At 54.9% G+C, this 21,357-nt stretch carries 21 protein-coding genes; 3 read left to right on the forward strand and 18 right to left on the reverse strand.

Annotation, left to right across the window (positions count from 1 at the left end; genetic code table 11):
- Positions 1-17: 17 nt before the first annotated feature.
- From P1X16_RS05130 to P1X16_RS05195, 14 genes are all read right to left on the reverse strand, one after another.
- Entirely contained in the window at positions 18-410 is a 393-nt protein-coding gene (locus P1X16_RS05130) for a DUF5675 family protein (RefSeq protein WP_277226781.1), read from the reverse strand.
- 69 nt (positions 411-479) lie between these two features.
- A complete protein-coding gene (locus P1X16_RS05135; RefSeq protein WP_277226782.1) occupies positions 480-1,037 on the reverse strand; it encodes a bacteriophage holin in 558 nt (185 codons plus the stop codon).
- Positions 1,037-1,543 carry a hypothetical protein gene (locus P1X16_RS05140; RefSeq protein ID WP_277226783.1) on the reverse strand — a complete coding sequence of 169 codons (507 nt, stop codon included), beginning with the start codon at positions 1,541-1,543 and terminating at the stop codon, positions 1,037-1,039. The genes P1X16_RS05135 and P1X16_RS05140 overlap by 1 nt, the downstream gene beginning before the upstream one ends.
- Before the next feature lie 2 nt (positions 1,544-1,545).
- Positions 1,546-1,980: a hypothetical protein gene (locus tag P1X16_RS05145; RefSeq protein ID WP_277226784.1), complete on the reverse strand. Its 435-nt coding sequence runs from the start codon at positions 1,978-1,980 to the stop codon at positions 1,546-1,548.
- A gap of 83 nt (positions 1,981-2,063) precedes the next feature.
- Positions 2,064-3,572 (reverse strand): hypothetical protein, encoded by a 1,509-nt coding sequence (locus P1X16_RS05150; RefSeq protein ID WP_277226785.1) that lies wholly within the window; start codon positions 3,570-3,572, stop codon positions 2,064-2,066.
- Positions 3,573-3,575: 3 nt separating this feature from the next.
- On the reverse strand, positions 3,576-4,166 hold the full coding sequence (locus P1X16_RS05155) for a hypothetical protein (protein ID WP_277226786.1): 591 nt from the start codon (positions 4,164-4,166) through the stop codon (positions 3,576-3,578).
- Between the two features lie 12 nt (positions 4,167-4,178).
- The gene (locus P1X16_RS05160) at positions 4,179-4,760 is read right to left on the reverse strand and encodes a hypothetical protein (protein ID WP_277226787.1); all 582 of its coding nucleotides are present in this window, start codon (positions 4,758-4,760) and stop codon (positions 4,179-4,181) included.
- On the reverse strand, positions 4,761-5,252 hold the full coding sequence (locus tag P1X16_RS05165; protein WP_277226788.1) for a hypothetical protein: 492 nt from the start codon (positions 5,250-5,252) through the stop codon (positions 4,761-4,763). It abuts the gene before it with no gap.
- Position 5,253: 1 nt separating this feature from the next.
- On the reverse strand, positions 5,254-6,231 hold the full coding sequence (locus P1X16_RS05170) for a hypothetical protein (protein WP_277226789.1): 978 nt from the start codon (positions 6,229-6,231) through the stop codon (positions 5,254-5,256).
- Between the two features lie 57 nt (positions 6,232-6,288).
- Complete coding sequence (locus P1X16_RS05175) at positions 6,289-7,635, reverse strand: XkdF-like putative serine protease domain-containing protein (RefSeq protein ID WP_277226790.1); 1,347 nt, start codon at positions 7,633-7,635, stop codon at positions 6,289-6,291.
- 143 nt (positions 7,636-7,778) lie between these two features.
- Complete coding sequence (locus P1X16_RS05180) at positions 7,779-10,598, reverse strand: hypothetical protein (protein ID WP_277226791.1); 2,820 nt, start codon at positions 10,596-10,598, stop codon at positions 7,779-7,781.
- Positions 10,598-12,784 carry a hypothetical protein gene (locus tag P1X16_RS05185; RefSeq protein ID WP_277226792.1) on the reverse strand — a complete coding sequence of 729 codons (2,187 nt, stop codon included), beginning with the start codon at positions 12,782-12,784 and terminating at the stop codon, positions 10,598-10,600. The genes P1X16_RS05180 and P1X16_RS05185 overlap by 1 nt, the downstream gene beginning before the upstream one ends.
- Entirely contained in the window at positions 12,785-14,611 is a 1,827-nt protein-coding gene (locus P1X16_RS05190; RefSeq protein ID WP_277226793.1) for a hypothetical protein, read from the reverse strand.
- A 10-nt stretch (positions 14,612-14,621) separates the two neighbouring features.
- Positions 14,622-15,185 (reverse strand): hypothetical protein, encoded by a 564-nt coding sequence (locus P1X16_RS05195; protein ID WP_277226794.1) that lies wholly within the window; start codon positions 15,183-15,185, stop codon positions 14,622-14,624.
- A gap of 373 nt (positions 15,186-15,558) precedes the next feature.
- Between P1X16_RS05195 and P1X16_RS05200 the strand changes: the two genes are divergently transcribed.
- Positions 15,559-16,698 carry an acyltransferase gene (locus tag P1X16_RS05200; RefSeq protein WP_277226795.1) on the forward strand — a complete coding sequence of 380 codons (1,140 nt, stop codon included), beginning with the start codon at positions 15,559-15,561 and terminating at the stop codon, positions 16,696-16,698.
- A gap of 74 nt (positions 16,699-16,772) precedes the next feature.
- Positions 16,773-16,976, forward strand: coding sequence for a hypothetical protein (locus P1X16_RS05205; protein ID WP_277226796.1), 204 nt, complete (start codon positions 16,773-16,775; stop codon positions 16,974-16,976).
- A 29-nt stretch (positions 16,977-17,005) separates the two neighbouring features.
- On the opposite strand, the gene P1X16_RS05210 is transcribed toward P1X16_RS05205, so the two are convergent.
- Entirely contained in the window at positions 17,006-19,327 is a 2,322-nt protein-coding gene (locus P1X16_RS05210) for a GDSL-type esterase/lipase family protein (protein ID WP_277226797.1), read from the reverse strand.
- Between the two features lie 18 nt (positions 19,328-19,345).
- Positions 19,346-19,810: a hypothetical protein gene (locus tag P1X16_RS05215; protein ID WP_277226798.1), complete on the reverse strand. Its 465-nt coding sequence runs from the start codon at positions 19,808-19,810 to the stop codon at positions 19,346-19,348.
- A gap of 94 nt (positions 19,811-19,904) precedes the next feature.
- On the opposite strand from P1X16_RS05215, the gene P1X16_RS05220 reads away from it, so the two are divergent.
- Positions 19,905-20,252 (forward strand): hypothetical protein, encoded by a 348-nt coding sequence (locus tag P1X16_RS05220; protein ID WP_277226799.1) that lies wholly within the window; start codon positions 19,905-19,907, stop codon positions 20,250-20,252.
- An 86-nt stretch (positions 20,253-20,338) separates the two neighbouring features.
- Here P1X16_RS05220 and P1X16_RS05225 read toward each other — a convergent pair whose 3' ends face one another.
- Both P1X16_RS05225 and P1X16_RS05230 read right to left on the reverse strand, forming a co-directional pair.
- The gene (locus P1X16_RS05225) at positions 20,339-21,034 is read right to left on the reverse strand and encodes a hypothetical protein (protein ID WP_277226800.1); all 696 of its coding nucleotides are present in this window, start codon (positions 21,032-21,034) and stop codon (positions 20,339-20,341) included.
- Entirely contained in the window at positions 21,034-21,333 is a 300-nt protein-coding gene (locus P1X16_RS05230) for a hypothetical protein (protein WP_277226801.1), read from the reverse strand. The genes P1X16_RS05225 and P1X16_RS05230 overlap by 1 nt, the downstream gene beginning before the upstream one ends.
- Between the last annotated feature and the right edge of the window lie 24 nt (positions 21,334-21,357).

Here is a 21,357-nt window from a genome sequence, read left to right on the forward strand (position 1 = left end):
TGGATTTAAGAATTAGCTTATTTGATAAGGATGGATATCCGTCCTTTCGCCGCCTGGATCTTGCGAAACAGCTTGTCAAAGGCTACTCGGGAATTGGTCACCACGTCCCGGCCGGCACCAGTGCCAGGCAGTAAGCAGCCTTCAGTATCAGCTGCGGTGTTTCCCGGGTGAATGCGCACGCCTTCGAAGCCCGGCACGTTTACGAGTAGGGGCAACGGCTTCTGAAAGCGGTTGCTGAAGGTTACTTCTACCTGGTATTCACCAGGGGGAATGGCTGTCTTGCCATGGATCTTGACGCCGGCGGGCCGCACTACATCTTCAATGCCGTAACACTCAAAAACCCCATCTACAAACCACTCAGAGAGGGTGCTGGCGTCGGTGCTTTTCCGCCGCCGTACTTCAATTTTCATGGGCTTAACCTTAGGTTGTTTACCTAGAAAGGCTCAGCTCTGATTCTGTGACAAAAAAAGACCCCGACCTTATCCGGTCGGGGCTAATTGCTGCTCTACTGCTTCCGGCTCAGGTACCGGCGCGGGTTGCGGCTCCGGTTCTGGCGCTATCACCGGTAAGGCGGCTTCCGGATCCTCACTGAAAAGCGCCAGGCGCTTGATTAGCTTTTTAGGTACTAGCTCGGGAGCCATGGTAGCCAGGTTTTCCAGCACGCTTAGCGCTTCCCGAGCCATCATTACACAGTATACAAAGGTGTCGAACCACTGGAAGAGCACGTTTACTTTGCCTTTTATGGTGAAGCTCGTCATCACGTGCGCCAGCACCAACAAGGATAAGTAAACCAGCACCTTCGTAAAGAAGCGGCTGAAGCCCCGGCTACTGATCTGGCTTCTCTGCCAAGAGCGGATAACTCCGGTTACTGTATCGACTACTATAAGCGTAAGCAGAAAGCCTAAAAACTGCCAGTCATCAAATAGATAGGTCCGAACAATAAGGGCCCAGGGCGAAAGATTGAAGCCAGTACTGAGCACGTCTAGGCTGCGCGGGCTAGTAATCAGAAGTACGAAGGATTGCGAGAAGGCGCGCATTAGTCGAGGTCAATACCCCCAACCGGCATTGTAGACAGGGCCGCGGCTAGTGGCGGGGCGTAAGATGGATAATCCGCCTTATGCTCTACCATCCAAGCCGTAAGCTCCGAGGAGTAGAAGTTGGCGGTACTGATATGGCTATCAAGCGTCTTCTGAGCCAACTTCTCATCAGCACTGGTGCTGACCTCCTTCCCGTTCTTTACCACTATGCCCGCCTCGGCTACGTGTACCTGCAAGTTAGGCCAGGCCTCGACCAATGCCCACTGGCAGAGCATATCTTTCAGCTCATCCAAGTTGGCGAGGCGCGCTAGGGGCTCATCATCAGTGGTTGCCGTTTGCACGCTCAGCAGTAGCTCGGCAAATAGCGCCGGCCCTAGGAGCTTCTTGAGGTGTTTGCGTTCCGCTAGCGGGATAGCGAGGCTGAGCTTATGCAGATCAGCATTAGGCTGAGCTACGGTCCGATCAGGAATTTCTTCCGCCGTAATAAGATGTTTTAATTCACTCATAATTATTTCTTTTTAAGGCGTTTCCTGATCTTCTCTCGCTCCCGTTTTGCCGCTTCTCGTTTGGCGGCACGCTCGGCACGCTTGGCGTCCTGTTTAGGTTCCTTGGCTGGTTTAGCTTCGAATTCCTTGCCGGCTAGAATGCCGGCTTCCTGCGGCGTATCGACAAAGGCTTGCAGCTCTTCACTCCAAAAGGCAGTGACCGAAACCAGCAAGCCCGGCCGCCAGCTGCGCCAGCTCTGGCGGCCCTGATCATAGTAGCGGGTCTTACCAGCGCTTTTGCTTTTGGCCCGCTGAGTGCTCGGAATGAAATTCGGATTTCGCACCCCCGTTCGGAATCCGGAAAGCTGCCCTACGCGGCCTCTTGCGCGGTTTTCTTTGGTGTCGGCTAGCCGAAAGGCAAACACGCACGGCACTTGGTTGAGGTAGTAGAGCAGCAACCTTTCTGAATAAGCTGCCAGCTTCAGCAAGCGAACTTTATCCTTCCGCTTTTCTAAGGTTTCAGCCCTTTTTAGTAGCGTTATCACTTGATAGTGCCTGGCGCTACTTCTACTGTTTCCGTGCTAGGCTGCGGTACAATGCCCTGGGCTTCCTCTTCCGTCATACCATAGAAGATCTTCAGGCGGGAAACGCAACTTTCCCGCGTGGTGAGCTTCTGGGCCAACAGCGAAAGCATGGCATCAATAGAGCTTTGCCCACCAACCGAACCACTAAGCGCGGCTTGAGCTTCAGTGAGCTGAGGCTTCTGGTTCGGATCATCCTCCGGCGTTTTAGCCGGGCCATAGTTGATCATGCTCCTTAGCTCATCATCATCCAGGATGTTCTCCAGCGTGGATTCAGAGAACATAAACTTCACCGGTAGATTGGTGATGATATCCAAGGCGGGCTCATCCTCATCTAAGCCAGGCAGATCCTCCATGCCTTTCACGTAAGGCAGGATATCATCATAGAAAGCTTCCAGAATAGACACTTGCACCGGTTTGCACACCGAATTGAAGTACATCTCATAAGCTTCCCGAATCTCTGAGGCGTTGCCACCTAAGGAGCCGGAACCAGGCAAGCCGATAACGGCGGGGCTGGTAACGCCGCCAACGGACATAATAGCTTGCTGCGCTTCCTCGGCAACAGACTTGAAGGTTTCGGCTGTAACGGTGGTTACGCTCTGGACCTTCGCCATCTTATCGGCTGAGTCTGTCGAGCCATCACCCCAAATGAAGAAGATGCTTTCCGCGTCTTCTCCCTGAAACTTCTGCTTTATGCCCTCGGTGAATTTATCCCGCTGGCTTTTAGCTGAAATAGTCTTCGTGGCATCCGTTGGATCCTGCTCATCCACCGGCCCCTTTTGAATGGTGATAATAGTATCAATGCCAAAGCGAGTGGCAACCCGGTTGTCATGGTACTTGCTTAACCGGCCCTCAATCTTCATGTAGTTGAGCACTGGTGCTAGTTCCAGCTCCGGGAAGTACTCAGTATCCGAGTCCTCGGCAAACCAGAAGTAGAGCTGCACCTTATCCTGCTTTGCGGTCCGCGGATTGAAGGCCGCAATCCGTTGGGGTGGAAACTTGTCTTGCTTGCTCCAGTCCCGGCAGAGCATGTAGTACTCCACTTCCTCTTCCTCATTCATCGGGCCGGGAGCCACCGTCTTCACCTTCTGCGGGTACAGCTCCGTAATGTACTTGCCATCCTTGCTCCACACCACCTGCATGGCCCAGGCCTGAATCTTAGATTCATCCTTGCTGATTTGGCGAAGCAGCTTATTAGCGGTGCGGTACTTGCCAGTGCTGGCCACGTTCTTAAGAAACGCTGCCAGCACCGGGTACAAGTCGGCATCCGTGGTGAAGCCTGACCCGGCAACGAACAACGCCCGGCGGCGCGTCATGGCCGCTGCCGTAGGGCTATGCCGAATCAGATCCAAGAGCGTCGGCATAAAGGAGTGCTTGGCACCCCAATAGATGACGCCGGCGGTATCATCCTTCTTCGGTTCGGGAACCTCAATAGCCGCTAGCTGGATTTGAATAGACGAAGACTCCATAAGTTATCGGATGCCGAGAGGGGCAGGTAGTTTGTAAGCGAAGCCACCGAACGGCGCCGGCGGCGTAATGACCACACCACCACCGGGCTGAACTACCGGTGTCGTGTTGTTGAAAATGAGATTGATGAAGGAGCGGAGCACTACGCGCGCGGCCTCATCCTGAATGCCTTCCAGGCTGAAGGAGAAGCTGGATTCTCCCCGGTAGGCACCGCCCTTGTTTTGCGCTTTAGGAACCCGTAAGCCCCTGTCCTGACCGTATAGCCACCAGTTGCCGTTGTAGTCGAGCACCAGGCACAACACCGGTTCCTTAAGCAAGGCCTGCAGCACAGACCGGCGCTCCTTGCTCAGGGCGGGTACCAGCACGGAAACTGCCTGGCTATACTGATCACCGTTTTTCGTTGGGTTGTAGCCTTCCCCGAACTCGGAAGCGTCTCCACATTCAAAGCGCTGCCAGCCGCTCAGGCCGCTGAAGCTGTTGATTAGGGACATATCCTGATCCGCGTAGGCAAATAAGCCGCTAGCAAAAGGGGCGACCAAGAGCGTTTTCACGCCCCCAATCGCCACCTGTTGCGTGCCTAGTAGTGAGTAGAGCACGGCGGGACTCGATTAAGCGCCGCCGCCAGCTGGAGCCGCAGGAGCCGCAGCCCCGTCGATCTGGGCAAGCAAGGCTTCGAAAACAGGCAGTGGCACCAACTCCGCTTTGCGGCTTTCCGCGCCACCCATTACCATGTCAAAGCCGTTGAAGTCGCCACCAGCAGAGCCCGAACCCGAGTTGTTTTGCTCATTCTTAAGGCCGTTGTCAGCCCCAACAATGACCACTTCACCCATGCGGGTTTTGCAAATACCGGTAACGCGGGTCAGGTCGGCAACTTTCGACAGCCTGTTTAAGCCCACCGTCTTGCCAGCGAACTTCACGCCCAGCATGTGCTTAGGGTAGATGTTGTTGCCGAACTGGGTGCTGTCCGAGTAGTAGGCTTGATCTTCCTCGAATTCGTAGCGGTGGATGGTAGCACCAGCCCGCAACTTGATATCCGAGATAATTTCCTCATCTGCATCTTCCGGATCAGGAACGCGCGTGATGATGAGGTTACTGAGGCCCGCAGCATTAAGAGTGCTCAGGGCAATGAGCAGCGATAGGCCACCCTGGGAATAGCGTGCTACGCGCTTATGCGATTTTGAAAGTTTCATTTAAACCTGTGCGGTTATAACGGTGGTAGCCTGGGCAGCTTGCGCGGCCTTTTCGTCGAAGTGGTAGTTGCCCGCCTCATCCTGCCAAGCCTGCTTCAGGCCGTGACGGGTCAGCAGCTCGCGTACTGAAGCGTGCTCATCCGCTACCGGCTCATCTTCCTGCTCAGTGGCCAGCGCCAAGGGCTCCATCTCACCAATCAGGTTCCGGATGTGTGCCTCTGCCAGCATCACCTCTAGAGCCTTTTCGAAGAGTTCTACTGGCAGCGCTTCCATGTGCTGAGCGAATAGCTCCAGATCTATGCTCACTGGCAGATCTTCCGCGTCAGAAGCGGGCGGCGTTGGCGGCGTGGTATCCGGCTCTGACTCTTGCTCAGTCAGCACCTCCGGAAAACCAGCTTCTGCCATCGTGGCCACTGTAACCGGGACGGAGGGTGCCAGAACAGAGGCTACCACTTTGGCAGCCTCCGTTATTGGTTTTTGATTCCGGCTCATCTTAGATGTAAAGCACCTTCTGCGATGGAACCACAATGCCAGTATCCAGCGAGCAAGTGAGCTTGCTGAACATCTGGTCACCAACGTTATTCACCTTGCCGATTTCGAAGCTTACGGAGTCTGAGAGCAGATCCGTAGCCGCACCGAACTCAGGACCGAGGCCCGATACCAAGCTGTTTTCAGGCAGCGAAACGAATGCAATCCGCTTGCCGTGGAATGTGTAAACATCACCGCTCACTTTAAAAATGTCGCGGTACGTCTGATTGGTATTGAAAATATCAATCATCAGCTTGTGCGAATGCGGAGCGTACACCAAGCACTCTTTCTTGCCCAAAACAGCGGAAGGCAGTTCAACGAACAGCTTCTCGTATTGGTCTTTGAGGTTGGTGCTCGTGATGGTCGTTGCCGACAAAGGCTTAATACCAGCCAAAATGGCCTTAGCGATCAAGCCATCTACCACGTTTTTCGCGCTCGTGGTCTGAGCAGCGGCCCAAGCCTTCTGCGAAACCGTAGCTGTATTGCTGTTTGCAATCAGGGTTTTGGTAGCAGGAGTGATAGAACACCAGATTTTTTTCTCGAATGCCAGAGCATAGCGAGGAGTCAAGTGCGTGCGGGCTGCTGACTCGAAAGTGGTCGACTGGATGTTGTTCGCGCCGGCTTTCATGCTTTCGCCAAAGCGAGTACCACGAAGCTTATCCATCTCGAAAAGGATGATGGATTGCATCTTCTTTGGTACCATGGTGTAATCAGACGCCTCCAACTCGGTAGCGTAGTTGTCCAGGTCAGCTTCCCGGATCTTCTCCTGATACGCGTCGAACTCTGGTTCACCCGAGAAGGTGGTCAGGTTGATTTCGTCCTTTACGTTATCGTAAAAGGTGATCAGGTTTTGCGCCGTGGTAGCCGCCTCCTCAACTACTTCCGAGAAGATCTCCGAAGCGTGTTTACCAGTGTGCTTAAAAGGAGTGTAGGTAAAAGCCATTATTGTAGGCAGTTATAAAAAAAGTGAAATAATTTATTGAGGTGGCGGCTTGCCGGTTTAGCGAGTAGCTTCAGCGCGTGCCAAGCGCAATTGAGCAGGCGTCATAGGCTTTGACTCCTCCTCACCGCCAAGCTTCAGCTTGCCAGTAGCAGGTTGGGTGCTGAGTTCAAGCTTGGCATCAGCCAATTCTTTCTCGACAGCTTCAAGCTTCAGGCTGCGTTCGTAAGTGTCCTTATCAATCTGGTAGCAGTACTGATCCAAGTTGATTTTGAAGTAGGAGCCATCAGCACAGGCATAAGCGCCCGTACCTACTACCTGACCGGTTGAGTCCGTCACCAGGCGAGTGATGGGGTTAAGATTGAAGGTGCTGCCATCAGCCATGGCCACCGCTTCCAGCTTCACAGCCGCGCTCAGCTCAGTCACACCTAAGGCAGCAAGAGCCTTCTTGATCTGAGCAGTCAGCTTGGCGGCATCCGTCTCCTCAGCAACACCAGCTAGTGCTTCTTTAGCCGCTGCGAGAGTGTCAGGCTTATCCTCTGGCTTCTCCTCATCCAACTTCTCCTCTTCTTTAGGAGCGGGGGCACTCTCCGCCTTTTTCTTCCCACCCTCGACAGAGAGTTTGCCCCCTTCCTTTAAGTCATAGTCACCATCGGGTAACGCGTCTCCGGCTTCACCTTCATCGTTGAGCAGCTTCACAGTGCCATCCTCCGCGACATCGACCAAACGGCCATCAGCTAATTCTACCTCTGCGAGTTTTACGTTGGCCCCTTTGGCAACTATTGAGAGCCGTGCCCAAATACTTTTGAAATCCATTTTTTTAGAAGGTGCCGGGCTAGCCTCGGCTGAAAGTTTGACCTCTGAGAAATCGAAAAGCCCCTCAATCGAGAAGCCCGTCTTGTTGCCGCTGACCACTTCTTTTTCCCAGTAGTCAGTATCCGGCACGTGCAAACTCATCATGAGCGTACCCACTGGCATATCGAGACCGAGTGCAGCCGCTTTGTCCTTTTCCGAGTCCAGCACTATCCACAGCTCCCGAACCACGTTGCCGGAAAGCTCCGTTGTGTGGTCCTCATTGGTCTGCGTAGTGCGGCCCTCCAGCATGAGCTTATGGGCAATCTTTTCAATCTCCTCAGCGGAGAAGAAGATGTAGTGCGGCTCGGGATCATTGCGGTATATGTTCTGATCTGGAATCAGAACGGGGCCGGTGAGCACCTGCTTTGCGGGCTCTGTGGACAAGTGGACGCGTTTGGCCGTTGTGTCTTCCGCGGCGGCCAACGCTACCCAGCCCTGCTCAATAGCGGGCTTGGCTACCAGCGAAACCAGCTGATATCCTTTGGCCGGATCGGCCTGGTCTAACTTTACTGCATAACGCTTCGGGGTTTTGCTCTTCGTGCTCACACCCATATAAGGGCGAGTGCTGATTTTGTGACAAAAAAAAGAGCCGCGTTACCCAAGCGCGGCTCTTTCTCCCAATCCTTTTTACATCTCTCCAACCATATAAGGCGGAAGAGCGATTTTGTGACAGAAATATTTTCAGCTACCTGATTTTAGAGCCGCACTGGAGCCGAGGCTTGCTCGGCTAATTTCTTCTGGCCATCAATCGCCACCGCTTCCCCCGGACCGATTGCCAGTTGAGCCGGGCCGTAGCTGGCAATCGCATCATTGCTGCTCACTACGCGGGCTAGGAGCGCATTTGTCTGCTGGATCTGAGCCGCTACCTCCGCTAGCGTGATACCGCTACCCTCAGGGCTGGCGCTGCCAACCGGAGCACTACCCAAAATCCCGCCATCTGCCAGAGCACTCCCCTGAGTCCGCGTGATAGGGGCGGGCAGTACGCGGTAGTTGCCGGCCTGGGCGAAGTCGGAGGGGAGCAGCGTTCGCCGGCGGCCCTCGGTGCGAATCAGCTCCAGTGCCGAGCGGTTCTTTTGCGTGGCATCAACCGGCGTAATCATCTCGCCCCCCTCTACCCGGTAGCGGCCACCCATCACCGGCACATCATTGCCGCTGGCATGGCTGCCACCTTTGATCTCGCCCCCATCTTCCAGCAACCCACCATCACCAAGCGACTTGCCGAGACTACGAGCGGATACTACCGCCGTGGCCACCGCAGCAAGGCCCGCCGCAATGGCAAACACGTTGGCCGGGAACGGCACCTCGGAACCTTTGGCTACGGCTTTCAACGCGGCCTGCACTGCCAGCACCGCATTGTAGGCACTCGCCGCAAGGGTGTTGGCCGCCGTGACTTTCTGCTGTTCCTTCTCCAGCCGGGCCTTTTCCTTTTGGGCTTCCTGCTCTTGTTTGGCCGCTTTGGCCTTGGCAGCGGCTAGGCGCTCCTCTTCGGCCCGCTCCTTTTGAATTCGGGCAATCAGGAAATCACGACGGGCACCAGTAGCGGTTTTCAGGGCTTCCTCATCTGACTCCCGCTTGCTTCGGGTAGCATCCAACTTCGAAGAGGCTTCATCATAGGCGGTTTGCGCCACAGCCAACTCTTCTTCTACTTCACCAAGGGCATCTGAAAGCAGCGTATCCGCAATCGAATTGAGCGAGTTGGCAATATCCGATACGGCCTGGTTGATGACCTGCTTCACGGCCTCCACCTTATCCGCCGAAACGCCGAATAATTTGATCAGCAAAAACTCGCCAACCGGCGTAACGCTGTTGGCGGCAATGCGCGCCCGCTCCGCCGCTTCCTTGCTGAGCTGATCCAGCTTTTTAGCGGTACCATCATTGATCTTCGCGCCCAACTCTTCCCGAAGCTTGGCCAGTCGTTCCGCTTTTTCGGTTTCCGAAATACGCTCCAGCTTTTCCAGGTTGGCATTGCGCGCTTTAAAGGCCTCGAATTCATTGGCGCCTAACGCCTGGCGCTTCTGCTCCAGTGTCTGGGCAATTTCTGCCTCCTTGGCAAGCACTGCTGCCCCATTCACCTGCGGTGCGGTTTTCAGGATTTCCAATTCCTGCCGCTGAATCTTTAGGCGTTGGGCGAACACGCGCTGGGCCTGCTCATCCATGATCTTGGCTAGCCGCGCGCCCCGCAGCTCCTCGGCAGCCTCAGCAGAGAGTTGCCCCTGCAGCTCCAGTTGACTGATCTGCGCACTGTAGTTCTGATACGCTTTCGAGTACTCCGCTTTTTGCGTCTCCAAACCCGTCAGGGCCGCTTGCAAACGGGCTACATTCAGCGCGTTTTGATCCTCTGCCTCCTGCTTCTTATGCGCCGCATTGAGAGCGGCCAATTCGCCAATTAGATCCCGGCGTGCCTTTTTCTCTTCCTCGGTACCTTGCTTGGCAAGCAAGATTTTATCGAGTAAAATCTTCTTTTCCAGCTCGTAGGTTTCCTTGCCCTGGGCTTGCCGAATCTTCAGGAACCGCTCATTCTCATCAAGCTGCGTTTGAATAACGCGCTTGTAATCCTCGAACAAGGAGTCCTGATAGCCTTTCATATAAGCCGCGCCAACCTTACTGCCGAAGTTGCGCGCCTCCAACAGCACGCCAGCGGCATCCCCTTTGAATAGGTTGAGCAGGATCTTACCGGAGCTTTTGGCTCCCTCAATCAGCCCATTGAACAGCCCAGAGGTAACCGCCTTCACCTTTTCAAACCAGGTGAAGGAGCCTCGGACGGACTCCGTCAGGCTGTCCCAATTGGCAATCAGCAAGCCTACCAGCACGACAATTGCCCCAATGCCGGTGCTGATCAGCGCGGCCCTCGTGACTTTGGCCCCGGTGCTAGCCGCTTCTCCCATGCCCAGGAATGCCTTGGCAGAAGCAAGGCTACTCTTCACCACCGAGAGGGTTTCTGAGTTCAGGGCGCGCGACACCTGCTCTACGCCATCCATCACGGTAATGAGCGTAAGAAGCTTCTTTTGATATTCCTCCGCTACACTGGAGCTAAGGCCGAAGGTCTCTGCCGCCGCGGTGCTAATGGCAAACGCTCCGACAACTCCATTGGCGAAGTCAGCGAACGCAGCGGCCTTCATCTTGGGGTCCAAGGCGTCAACAGCATCTTCCAACTCTTTGAGCTTGCCCTTCGCGTTGCCGAGCTTGATCAGCGCAGCTTCTTGCTCTTTCGTGCCGATGACAGTCCTCCGAAGCGCCTCCTCTAGTTCTTCAATTTCCGCCTCCAGTGCGGGAATGGTACCGGGCTTCAGATCGTCGAGGGCGGAGCTGAAGTCACCTACTTCACCCGTAAGCCCGTCAACCTCCTTCGCCAACTTTGCCATTTCCGCAATCAGTGCCTTCGCTTGATCACTGTTGCGGTCCAAGCCCTGAAGCTGCTCATCCAGCTCCTTCAGCTTTTTGTTGGCATCCTCCAGCTGCTGGCGGGCTGAGTCCAGTTGGATCTCAATGGTGTATACTTTCCTCTGATTGGCCATTAGATTACTCTCAGTAATTCGATTGAAGTTTGTCCTGCCTCATCCACCGGATCAAAGCCGGAGGCAGTTTCGGCAGTGTATTGGCCCCCGAATAGCCACACCTCCCGGCCTGGCGTAAGCTGGCGGTAGAGCTGCGGTGAGAGGCACGCCGGGAACTTGCTCACGTGGCCCCGCTGGGCTTGCCCGACGGTGCCAGCATAGAAGGCTTGTATTGCCCCTTGCTCCCCGTCCCAGGCTAGGGCCCCGCTCCAGTCCGCTACCGCTAAGGGCACTTGCCGGAGCTGGAAGGGAATCTGATACGCTGGGTCCGTGCCTCGGTACCGCACCAAGCGGGGCACCAGACTGCTCAGATCCCAGTCCACTTCCGAGCAATTTTGCTTGAGCGTTTCCAGGCTGGCTATGGTGGGAATGCCCACCCGCCCGCCGGAGGGAAGCCGGTAGGACCGCACAGCAACGGGCGCAAACAGGGTGCTGATGGTTTTTTCTTCGGGGCCTTTGCCCACCGTAATTTTCACTACATCGGTCTCGGCTGGTACCAAGGGGGCTTTCTCTCCCGAGTCTTCAGCCTCCGCCGGCCGGAAGGAAAGCAGGCCCACTCCGGCCCCGAGCACCGGCACGTGCTCTACCGCTTCCGGATCCACGAGGTCGGATAGCTCCAGCGCCGGGCCGGCGGCACGTTGCTGCTCCTGCCGGCGCATGAGCGTCACCACGCGCTGCGAGAAATCCGCCACCGGTACCGTGTTGGTGCGCTTCATGAAATCCTTCACCACGTCCTTTTGCAGCAAGGCCGGCAAGCCGGCGGAAGGCTGTAGCGTCAGCTCACCCTCGTAGCGAGTGCAAGCAAACTTGCTGGTAGCCGTAACGCTGAACTCTTCGCGCTTGTAAGCATCTACCCCGTCACCGGTTTGCGAGTAGCGTCGACGGGCGAAGAGCAACAGCCGAACGGTATCACCGGGCTCCAAGTACAGATTGGATACGCTCAGCGGGAAAGTGCCGGTGCGCAGGTTCCAGCCGCCGGCAATGTCGAGGCGCACCGAAGAAAGTACCCGGTCCTGATTAGGCGCGAAGCTACCTGTTGCGCAAATTCCCCCATCAGCACCCGCGTAGCCTTCCCCGCCGCGGAACACTACGAGGGCCGCCAGCACCGGCGCAAACTTGTTGAAGTAGGGCGCCGGGTCGCGGGTATCGTTTTCCCGGTCTACGTGCTGTGTGGCTGCCGTAACCTTGATTTCCGCACTGAAGTCGTACACGCCTTCCTTCGGCGCCAGGTACTCGGCATACTCTCTGGCCAGCGCCCTCGTGCCGCCGGGCTGTACGAGCTGGGTGCGGGGCATGAAGTAGGCAATGTCCAGCTCCGAGTCAAAGGCAATGGTTGAGTTGGTGAAGCCATTGAGCGGCCCCCGGCCATAGTAGCTGAAATAACGCTCCGGCGTAGGCCGGGCACAGGAAGCCGGCAACAGCCCGCCCCAGGCCCAGGCCTTGCTCATGTCGCCTCCGGCCAACGTCAGCACCCACTCTCTTACTTCGGGCAGGTCGAGCACCGAGCCTTGCACCTGCCAGCCGATTTCCTGAAAAATCTGCCGGATGATGTTGCGGTAGTAGACCCCGTAGTAATAATCATCCACGCTGAGCGGATAGCTGAGCGTGGCCTGAGGCGGTGTAGGTATCTCTTCCTCTTCACCCTCTTGGTTCGTGGTGGTCGAGGCGGGAATGAAGAAGTTGCCATAGCTGACCAATGGAAACTGAATATCCGTCTGATCACAGGTGAGCGCTTGGATAGCTTCCAGCTGCGAGCCGTTGTATTCCACCTCGGCAAAGCGCAGATCCGTTAGCTTTTTGTTGGCCAAGGCCAGCGCCCAGCTAAAGCCTTCGCCTAAGAGCTGACCGGTAAAGCCATTTTTGATGCTCGACAGGCGGAAAGTGCCGTAAAACACTTCCGAATCACAGCGTAAGAAGTAGCTGTAATCGGTTTTGCTGAACTTATCGAGCGTTTGAGGGTGCTGTTTTTGCTCGAAAACGATGCAATTACGGCGCGTTAGGGGCAACGTCAGGGGCCAAGAGTACTCCCCAACCCGCGTTTCCAGCTCCGCCAAGGCGTTTTGCGCCTGCATGAGCTTGATTAAACCCTTCGAATTGGCCGGTAAATCCACTACCTGACCATCAATTTCCAGATAAATAGCCCTCATTTAGTTGCTCAGCCCCCTGATGGGGGCGGTCTTATGCTCCACTGATGCCGTGTATTCGGCCTTTATTGGGTCGCCTTGGGCGTCGAAATCACTAATCGTGACTGGTTTTTGCCCGATCCAGCCGGAGGGAGCACTAGCCAGTTCCAGCCGCAGCCACCGCCAGTAGGCCAGTTCCAGTAAACCGGAGTGCAGGCGCTTAGGAAGGTCTACCTCAACCCGGCGGATCTGCTCCCCTTGGCCGTTTTGGAAGGTTGCCGGACTTCGCTTCAGGCTGTCTTCTTCCATGCCGGCGAACACTACCGTATCATGCCCGCCTTGCCGGTTGGCGAAGGTGAGGCTCCGTACATCCGCTGGCGCAATCCTCAGGTTGAGTACCCGTATCTCCTCGGCTCCGGGTTGCAGCTTAAAGCCGAGCGTGCCGGTACGCTTGGAGGGGTTGAATTGCCAGGGAAAGCAGTACACGCCACCCATAGCCGTGATACCGGGCAATGCATCCTGAGCAGTGGTAGTGGTTGCGCCAGCAAAGTCCCGCTCGGTAGCCAGTACCTCCAGCGTGCTGGCCACCGCTGCCGAGAGCAGCAGGTACGTAACCTGATAGGCCCCTCCTTGCCGGAGGAGGGGTTGCGTGCTCAGCACCCGGAAACCGGTTGCCAACTCCTCAGGCACCTCTACTGCCTCCAAGGCCCACTTGACGCCGGTTTCGTAGATGTTGCGCCGCCGGCGGAAACCGTTGGGCTGATCCGCGTACATCTCCCCGAAGCGAAGGAAGTAACTCACCATCCGGGAAGGAATATGGCCGGGCACCGTCACCAGCTCATGCGAGGTATACTGGCGCAAGGCGTCGGCTATGTCGAACACATAGTTGTTATCCGGGCGGTACCGCACCTCCAGCTTCATGGCTAGCTTGGCTCTGCTCTTCTTGGTCACACCCCCAAAGTCAGAGCCGCACCCAGCCCACACTTCGCAGTACACGCCCCACTCGCTTCGCCGCTGGCTATGATAGCGCGGCGCGCCTTCGTGATGGTAGATGTGGAAGTGGTCGGGATCCGTAGTGGAGGCCACTGGATTCCAGGCGGGGCCTTCCTCCAGGGCCATCACGTACACCCGCGTTGCCGAGGGCTGTACAATCTCGTGGCGCGCAACCAGCTCCGGCACTGCCCGTAGAGCCGCCGCCAAGGAAGGCGCATCCAGAAACCGGTTGGCTTTCTCTAGCGGCCCGTATTCGAGGCGGTGCCCATTGAGGATGATTACCCCGCCTGCATTCGGATTTGGTTGCAGGTAGATATCCACGTAGGCTTTCGCCGGCGTGCCACCCACGCGCGCGGAATGCAGGGTTGCCCGTACCGGCGAACCGTTGGCTACCAGCTCCGGTAGCTCTTCTGCCGTAACCCGATCTGAATATACACACGCACCCCCGTTAGCGGTGGAGCCGTAATTGTCGGCTTCCGGATCATTGCACGTTGGTACGGGCGGCTCAATAGGGCCGCCCCCTCCGCCACCGCCACCATCACCAGGCGGATCAATAGGCGGAATGACTGCGCAGCTAATGGTTACGCTCTTGGGAATTGCGGCGAAGTCATTGCTACTGGCGTCCAATAGGTATTCTCCATTTGGAATACCCGCTTGGCTGAAGCTGTTGTAGGGGCCGGGCTTATTGCCACTATACACCACTTCTTGTCCAGTTGGCGTGCGCTTGCTCAGCGTCCAGAAGGTTGTCTCAGCAGCCCCGGAACCGCCTGTCACGCGCAAATAAAAGCTGATTTGCCCCCCGGTTGGCGTACAACTCTGAGAGAAGTTTTGAATTAGGATCGTTGGAACTGCGGGCATGAAAGCAGGATTAGACCGTTAGTAACTGGCGGTCGAGTTGGTAGCTGATAGAATCTAAAAGCTGATTGTCCAAGTAGATTTCGACTAGGTTTTGGCCTAGGTCGAACGCGGGTTGAATGAAGTGCCTGCCGCGGATGCCGTTCTTGTAAATGGCATTCTGAATCATAAAGGCAAGCTGATTCACGCTCACATTCGGCGCCCCATCCTTGCCCTTGAGTGTTACCCGTTTGCGGGAAAAGCGCCCCGTTTGCCGGTCTCGTAGCCGGAGGTTGCGGTTCTTGATGAATTGCACCAGCGCGGCAATCGGGACTTTCTTGGTGAAGGGCTTGCGGCCGGCATCCAAGTACACCGCGTACTCTTCAGCGTAGAGCTGAAGCGCACTGTTGGCGGTATAGCCTTCGAAGCGGCCACTAGTGCCCCGACCCTGCGTAACCTCTACTCGCGCCGTTTGCTTGAGCTTGGAGTTGGAGCGGAGGGGATACTTGCCGTTGGCGTCCGCAAGGCGAAGCAGCTCCGCCCGGATTGCCTCACCAATGGCTAGCAGGATGTCACGAATAGGGGAAGGGGTTGGCATACCCTAGAAAGGGAGCCATGCTATTCTGTGACAAAAAAAGCCCCGGCCTGGGGAGGTCGGGGCGAAGTGTTCTAAGGAGGGGATGTACTACCAGCCGTAGCGGGAAACAACAAAGATTAGAAAGAAGATAATGAGTGCAACCAACACCCATCCAATTTTGGTCTGAAGGCTTATTGGCCGATAACGTTTTGACCGGCGGTGCTTTTTCTTGCGATTAATATTAAGCATAGTGCGTTTCCGAGGCGGAAAGATAACATTTCATCATAAGGATCCACCTTTCAAGTCTTGCCGTCAGACCTGCAGTGACCATTCCAAAGCGTAGCTCGCTTGCCATATCGTCCTTTATATTTGCAGTTCATCTAACCTATACCACTTGCCTACTAGTACAACAATCACCTATGCTGAGCCTCTTAAAACTACCTCAGCGTTATATTTTCCGGCCCTTACTGGCATTAGAGCAATTGCCGCTTATATCGTATTTATTCATCATGAATCTGCTGATGCGGGAACTTGGTGGGCCTTATTTAAAGACCAGCTTTTTATCGGAGTAACAATCTTCTTTGTCTTGTCAGGGTTCCTGATTACTGTTCGTTACTATGAGCGGTTCGAGATTAGTGCATCTTGGTTTGCAGGCTATATCCGCAAGCGCGTAGCAAGGATATACCCGCTTTACTTTTTGCTTACCTGTCTCACATTCCTTTTGATGCAGCAGTGGCCTCAAGTTTATGCAGACCGCCCTTGGATTAGTGGTATTAATTGGGATAAACCGTTTATCATCTTCACAAACCTGACCTTTCTACGAGGCTTTTTTGATGATTTAAAAGTCACGGGAATTGCTCAAGGTTGGACCCTTACCGTCGAGGAAAGCTTTTATGCAGCGGCACCAATCTTGTTTTTACTTATTCGTTGGCGCAGGTGGTCCTTGTGGATTGCCCCAGTCGTCCTAGCGCTGGTTGCCGTTATGCTGTTTGAGTTATCGCGCCCCATACATCAGTTTTTTGGGTTTTTCCGCAACCTAGGCTTTATATTCTACGTGACTTTTTTGGGGCGCAGCTTTGAGTTTATCTGTGGAATAGCTTTGGCTTTATACGTGAAGCGCAACACTCCTTCGGTCAGAAGCAAGCCATTTGCTACTGTGTTTGGGTTGTTGTGGATTGCTGGAAGTATAGCAGCTCTAATGGCTACCGAATTTTACTATTACGGTACTGCTAAAACCATTTCCTTATTACTGGTCAATAATGTGGTGCTGCCAATTGGAGTAGCCTTGTTCTTCTTTGGACTACTAGCCGAGCAAACGTTGCTGCGGAAAGTACTAGAGACCCCTTTGATGGACAAACTCGGCAAATCCAGCTATGCCTTCTATTTAATTCATTTAGGAGTACTTAACACCGCCATCTCGCGCTTTGTAACCGAGAATATGGGCGTGCGTTTTTTACTACTTGTGTGTGTGGCATGGCTGTTATATCAGTTTGTGGAAAAGCCTGCGCACCGCCTACTCACCCCACAGCACTAAGTGCTTATAGTGCTGTGGGGCACTGCCTTATATCCTAGATTGGCCTGTATCTTTGCGGCCTATTCCCTATCTCTATGCATGAGTTCCTGATTCTACTAGTCGCCGCCCCCCAAAGAGGGAAAGGATACTTCGCTTTAGCATTAGTAGCGGCTCTTCTTATTGGGTGCTACTTTTTATGGCGCCGCCAGCAAAACCCTTACTACCAGTATCTACGCGACGAACGCCGCAAGAAGGAGCGAGCAGAGAACGATGGCTTTACCAATGACCAATTGTGGTAATGGTTAGTGCTAGAACATCAAGCATTGCCCTATACGTCCGACGTGAAGAAGTCCAGATATTCTAAGCCAGCACTCCCCGCGGTCAGGCCACACGTACCACTGCTTAGTTTTTCCGGTGCTGAGTCGGTATAGTCTACCCCCGCCAATACGCTACCATCAGGAGCGAGGAGGGAAGCTAGTATACGGTCACCAAAGGCCACCATTGTTAAGCTGTAGGTAGTGCCTACTACCAGCGGTTGCGGGTTGATGTTGGTTTGAAAAGTAAGCTGCGTTACGCCCGTAAAGCTGTTGATGCGGAATAAGCCAATGTTGACGAAAGTACCCGCGTCCACAAAGTAGGCCATGTAATAATTGCCGCCCTGGTTGTACCTACACACGGTTCCATACGTGCGCTCCCCACCAGCCCAGACAACGCGGGTTGTGCCCCGCTGCCGGTTGCCTGCTTCATTGGCAGGCCGCACCATCGGGGCGGAGCTAAAGGAGCCAACCGACTTGAATTTATTTGATTCAATGACGAACATTTCTGGATTTACCCAACCATTGTTCACCGCCCCGTTCGCCCGGTCGCCCGAGTCAAAAAAGGTATAGACAGTAGTTGGTATCTCCTCTAGCGTGGCCGTGGTGCTGGTGCCCGAATAGTTGATAACACGACGCGTACCCGCAACGGCAAACGGCAAGGCGCGCTGTGCGAAGTCGGCTATCTCTGACGAGCCAGCCGGGGTGTAGTGGATCAGGTCACGGAAAAATTCAGTATTCAGCGGCCCATCGTAGCCCCCCATTTGCGGGTGCGTCTGAATATCCATCAGGATATTCCCGTTCAGCCCATTGTTGAAGGCCGTCCGCAACAAGTTATTATAGGCCCGGATACGTTGCCAGAGTTCCGAGTTTTCCGGGCTCAGCGGGCTGCGCGTGCCAGTTATCGTGTTGACAATAACCGTAAAGCCTTGACTCTGATAGTAAGAAACGAGTGCCGCCTGCGCATTATAGGACGCTTGCGCGCTCGCCCCGTACTGCATTTCGTTTATGCCAGCATACAGGAAGAGAATGTTCTTGGCCGCCGTGCTGCTTTTGCCGCTTAATACTTCGGCGCGCTGCGCTGCCGAGTTCATTTGAATGGAGGCGGCTCCCTGAGTCCAGGTGTCGCCACCCCAACCGAAGTTAAGCCAGCCGGTGAACTGCGTTTCCGCAGCCATACGCGCATGAAGCTGTTCTAAAAAGGCATCCGCCGACCCGTTCCGCTCTAGCGAAGCCGCCGTGCTGTCTGCTTCCACCATTACCTGATAGGTAGTGCCCGCCGACGCATTAACCGTCACGACTACATCATCGGTCTTGGTGCCGCCTTTATCATCCGTGACCGTGAGCCGGAACTGGTACACTCCCGCCACCAGTCCCGCCGCCGTGGTGTTCTGACTAGTGGAAGAGCCAAGCGCCGCCGTGTTCGGGCCGGTTATCTGCGTCCACTGATAGGAAGTCACACTTCCATCAGAATCCGAGCCTAAACCTTGCAATTGAATGGTATTCGTGGGAAGCTGAATCGTGGCGTCACTACCAGCATTGGCCGTGGGCAACACATTCCCTGGAGCAACAGTACACACCAGCGCGGCCAAGGCTTGCGCCTGGGCTACGGACAGCGCCTTGGCGTTGGCATCGGCTTGGCTGACGGTGCTCGTTTCCGTGGCGTTGGTGCGCGTTACCGAAGGGCCGCTTCCGGGCTTATCTACTCCACACGTAGCCGTATAGCTCTGGAGCGTGGCCGTGTACGTGGTTGGGACTGGAGGGGCAACCACTGAACTTGGTTCGGCGCTTTGATCAGTAATCAGCTCCCAAACGCCATTCTCTTTGTGGTAGATCCGGTAGGTCTTGAGCGTAATCGCTTCGAAAGCAAAATCCCCTTCTTGCCCAAACGTGTTGGCGGGCTTGGAAAACACGCGGTACCACTGCGTGCCCCGGCTTCCATCCTCCCCATCTTCACCAGCGAGTGAATTAAGGAAGGTCTGAACACTGCCCACATTTCCAGCATCAAGCCAGCTCTGATAGGCCGACTTTCCATCAGCTCCTTTCGTGGCCATGATGAAGACGTACACCCCCGCTTTGCGCTGGTAGAAGTAGCCGGTCACCGTATTGAGGTAGGTATCAGCATCTACGCCGAGTGAGTTGGCTGGTAAGCTGGCGCCCGTCCGGTGCGTAGGATTAACCGCCACGACGGGCGCATCACCACCTTCGGCTAACTCCCTCAGGCCAGCGTTAAGCTTGTTGATTGCGTCCCGAATGGCATTGCATTCGGCGCCGAAAAAGAAACTTGATCCGTCCGCTTTGTCCGGAAATTGTAGATCGTCTAAGTCTAGTGGCATTGTATGAATAGTAAAAAATTAAGCAGTAGGAAGAGGCTCGAAATGGTCCTCATTGGTTTGCCGGTCCAGGGAGTTGATCACCTGCAACTGCACCTCGTAGCGCCAGCCGGTAGTCAGGGAGTCCGAGCCGGTGCCGGCAATGGCCAGCTTAGAAGGCTTGTTATGGAGCACGACCATGTTTTCCCGTCGGATCTGTTCCACGAGCTGATCACCGAGCACCTTCATTTGCTGGAGCATGACGCGCGTAGGCGTGCCACCCTGGCGCTCTGGCTTGGTCAGGATCTGAAAAGCGAAGGAGAAGATGTCGGCTCCGGGGTTGAGCTCACTGGCCTCCGGCTCCTCTTCAATGAAGAACAGTGGCCACTTGCTTGCACCCTTGGGGTCCGGATCAAAGGAGCCGCTACGGGACTCTTTAATTTGCTTATGACGGGTGCCCAGACCTATCAGGTAGTCGAGGGCGCCGGAGTAGTCGAGAGGTTGCATACCCTAGAAAGGGTAGCGGCTCATTCTGTGACAAAAAAGCCAACTATGCAGGGCTTTTATGTATTCTTGAGCACCTAACCTTAATCCCTCCTCTATGGCTTGCATTCTAACATTTGAGCTTCCTTACAATCAGAAAGAGATACGGCATGATCTGATGCACATTTCTGGCTTTCTAGATGCTTTTAGAGGGTTTCTTACCACCGATGGTGCCACCGAAATTGAAACCGCATTGCCTCATAATGTCTTGTTTCACCCGGAGTATACCCAGGAGGAAGCGATGAGCTCAATTCGGGCGAAAGCAGCGCCATATGGTGTTTCAATTGATGATGCTCGTGTTGTTGCTTTTGATGTGCATGGCAAGGATCTGACCGGCTGGAGAGGCGTCATTTCGGGTTATCCTAACCAGTCAAATCACGATTCTGATTCAGATCAGGATAACTAGTATCAAGCAAAAAGCCCACCCCTAGTGGGTGGGCTTTGCATTGAGCCGGTCTTTCTCACGGTGAAACTGAGCGGTGTTCAGCACGCTCAGAGCTGGCCTCGCACGGACCGTATCCACATCCGTGAAAGATAGCGTAGCAACCTCTTGGAGTACGATTTCGAAGCCCCAGGACTCTGCAAAGTAGCTTCGAGGGTCTGAAGCAGATGCTCTGCTTTTGGCTGAACCGCCAAATAGGTCTGGATACTGAGGGCAGAGCTCGCCCCAGTCCGTAAAAAATCCTTCACCACTGGGTAGGCAATGCTCATCGGTAACTCCCGAAATGCCTCTGCCGTGTTCTCGACTACCCATGGGGTTTGCTCCTTGCCTTTAGGCTTGAAGAATACTGCCAGCAAATAAGGTGAGGCTTGCACTGGATCTGACTTATGGTCCCGGATAAAGTCCGTCAGGGCTTCGAACTGGCCTGCATTGATCTTTTGCAGATTGCCCACGTGCTCATATTCGATGCTGGCCAGTGTGAAGCTGGTGACGGGCTCCCCGTCGGGAAGCGTCTTCTCAAACCAAGTCAGCTCCTTCCAGATCGGCACGCATAGGCTTACGTCATCGGCAAGGATGTTTTCCGAAATGCCGGTGAGCATAGAGAGTACCAGCGGAGTAGGGCGGATCTGATCAGGCCGCTCCTGATACTTTAGAAAGGTGCCTAGCGTCACCTCATGCCAGCCCTCGGGAAGCTGGCCAGTGGCAACAGCCTTCTTCTTTACGTCACGAAGAATGATGTTTCTCATTACTCAGGCCGGATAAACTCAATGTACGGCACCAGGTACTTCACTACGGCGGGCTGGCCTCCTTCCTCATAAGCCTTCTTCAGCCGGCGGAAGTGGTTGGTTGCCGTCACACCGGTACCGACCTTGTAGAGCTGCTTCGGATTCACGTCCTTCCCATCAATCTGCTTCATGTCAGGATATTGCTCCATGATTTCGGCGCCAGTCATCGGGCGTGGTTGCTCTACTGAGGGCATTGGAAGCCGGTCCGCAAACTCGCGTAGGGTTTGCTCATACTCTGGTGTAAGGGTGTGCTGTGGCATTTGAAAGAAAATGAAAGGATAGAT

Source organism: Hymenobacter sp. YC55 (genome assembly GCF_029433095.1).
Lineage (GTDB): Bacteria > Bacteroidota > Bacteroidia > Cytophagales > Hymenobacteraceae > Hymenobacter.

Excerpts from the sequence above, each read along its gene's own strand:
- P1X16_RS05130 (WP_277226781.1), bottom strand. The coding sequence starts at position 410 with ATGAAAATTGAAGTACGGCGGCGGAAAAGCACCGACGCCAGCACCCTC.
- P1X16_RS05135 (WP_277226782.1), bottom strand. The coding sequence starts at position 1,037 with ATGCGCGCCTTCTCGCAATCCTTCGTACTTCTGATTACTAGCCCGCGC.
- P1X16_RS05140 (WP_277226783.1), bottom strand. The coding sequence starts at position 1,543 with ATGAGTGAATTAAAACATCTTATTACGGCGGAAGAAATTCCTGATCGG.
- P1X16_RS05150 (WP_277226785.1), bottom strand. The coding sequence starts at position 3,572 with ATGGAGTCTTCGTCTATTCAAATCCAGCTAGCGGCTATTGAGGTTCCC.
- P1X16_RS05160 (WP_277226787.1), bottom strand. The coding sequence starts at position 4,760 with ATGAAACTTTCAAAATCGCATAAGCGCGTAGCACGCTATTCCCAGGGT.
- P1X16_RS05165 (WP_277226788.1), bottom strand. The coding sequence starts at position 5,252 with ATGAGCCGGAATCAAAAACCAATAACGGAGGCTGCCAAAGTGGTAGCC.
- P1X16_RS05170 (WP_277226789.1), bottom strand. The coding sequence starts at position 6,231 with ATGGCTTTTACCTACACTCCTTTTAAGCACACTGGTAAACACGCTTCG.
- P1X16_RS05175 (WP_277226790.1), bottom strand. The coding sequence starts at position 7,635 with ATGGGTGTGAGCACGAAGAGCAAAACCCCGAAGCGTTATGCAGTAAAG.
- P1X16_RS05180 (WP_277226791.1), bottom strand. The coding sequence starts at position 10,598 with ATGGCCAATCAGAGGAAAGTATACACCATTGAGATCCAACTGGACTCA.
- P1X16_RS05185 (WP_277226792.1), bottom strand. The coding sequence starts at position 12,784 with ATGAGGGCTATTTATCTGGAAATTGATGGTCAGGTAGTGGATTTACCG.
- P1X16_RS05190 (WP_277226793.1), bottom strand. The coding sequence starts at position 14,611 with ATGCCCGCAGTTCCAACGATCCTAATTCAAAACTTCTCTCAGAGTTGT.
- P1X16_RS05195 (WP_277226794.1), bottom strand. The coding sequence starts at position 15,185 with ATGCCAACCCCTTCCCCTATTCGTGACATCCTGCTAGCCATTGGTGAG.
- P1X16_RS05205 (WP_277226796.1), top strand. The coding sequence starts at position 16,773 with ATGCATGAGTTCCTGATTCTACTAGTCGCCGCCCCCCAAAGAGGGAAA.
- P1X16_RS05210 (WP_277226797.1), bottom strand. The coding sequence starts at position 19,327 with ATGCCACTAGACTTAGACGATCTACAATTTCCGGACAAAGCGGACGGA.
- P1X16_RS05215 (WP_277226798.1), bottom strand. The coding sequence starts at position 19,810 with ATGCAACCTCTCGACTACTCCGGCGCCCTCGACTACCTGATAGGTCTG.
- P1X16_RS05220 (WP_277226799.1), top strand. The coding sequence starts at position 19,905 with ATGGCTTGCATTCTAACATTTGAGCTTCCTTACAATCAGAAAGAGATA.
- P1X16_RS05225 (WP_277226800.1), bottom strand. The coding sequence starts at position 21,034 with ATGAGAAACATCATTCTTCGTGACGTAAAGAAGAAGGCTGTTGCCACT.
- P1X16_RS05230 (WP_277226801.1), bottom strand. The coding sequence starts at position 21,333 with ATGCCACAGCACACCCTTACACCAGAGTATGAGCAAACCCTACGCGAG.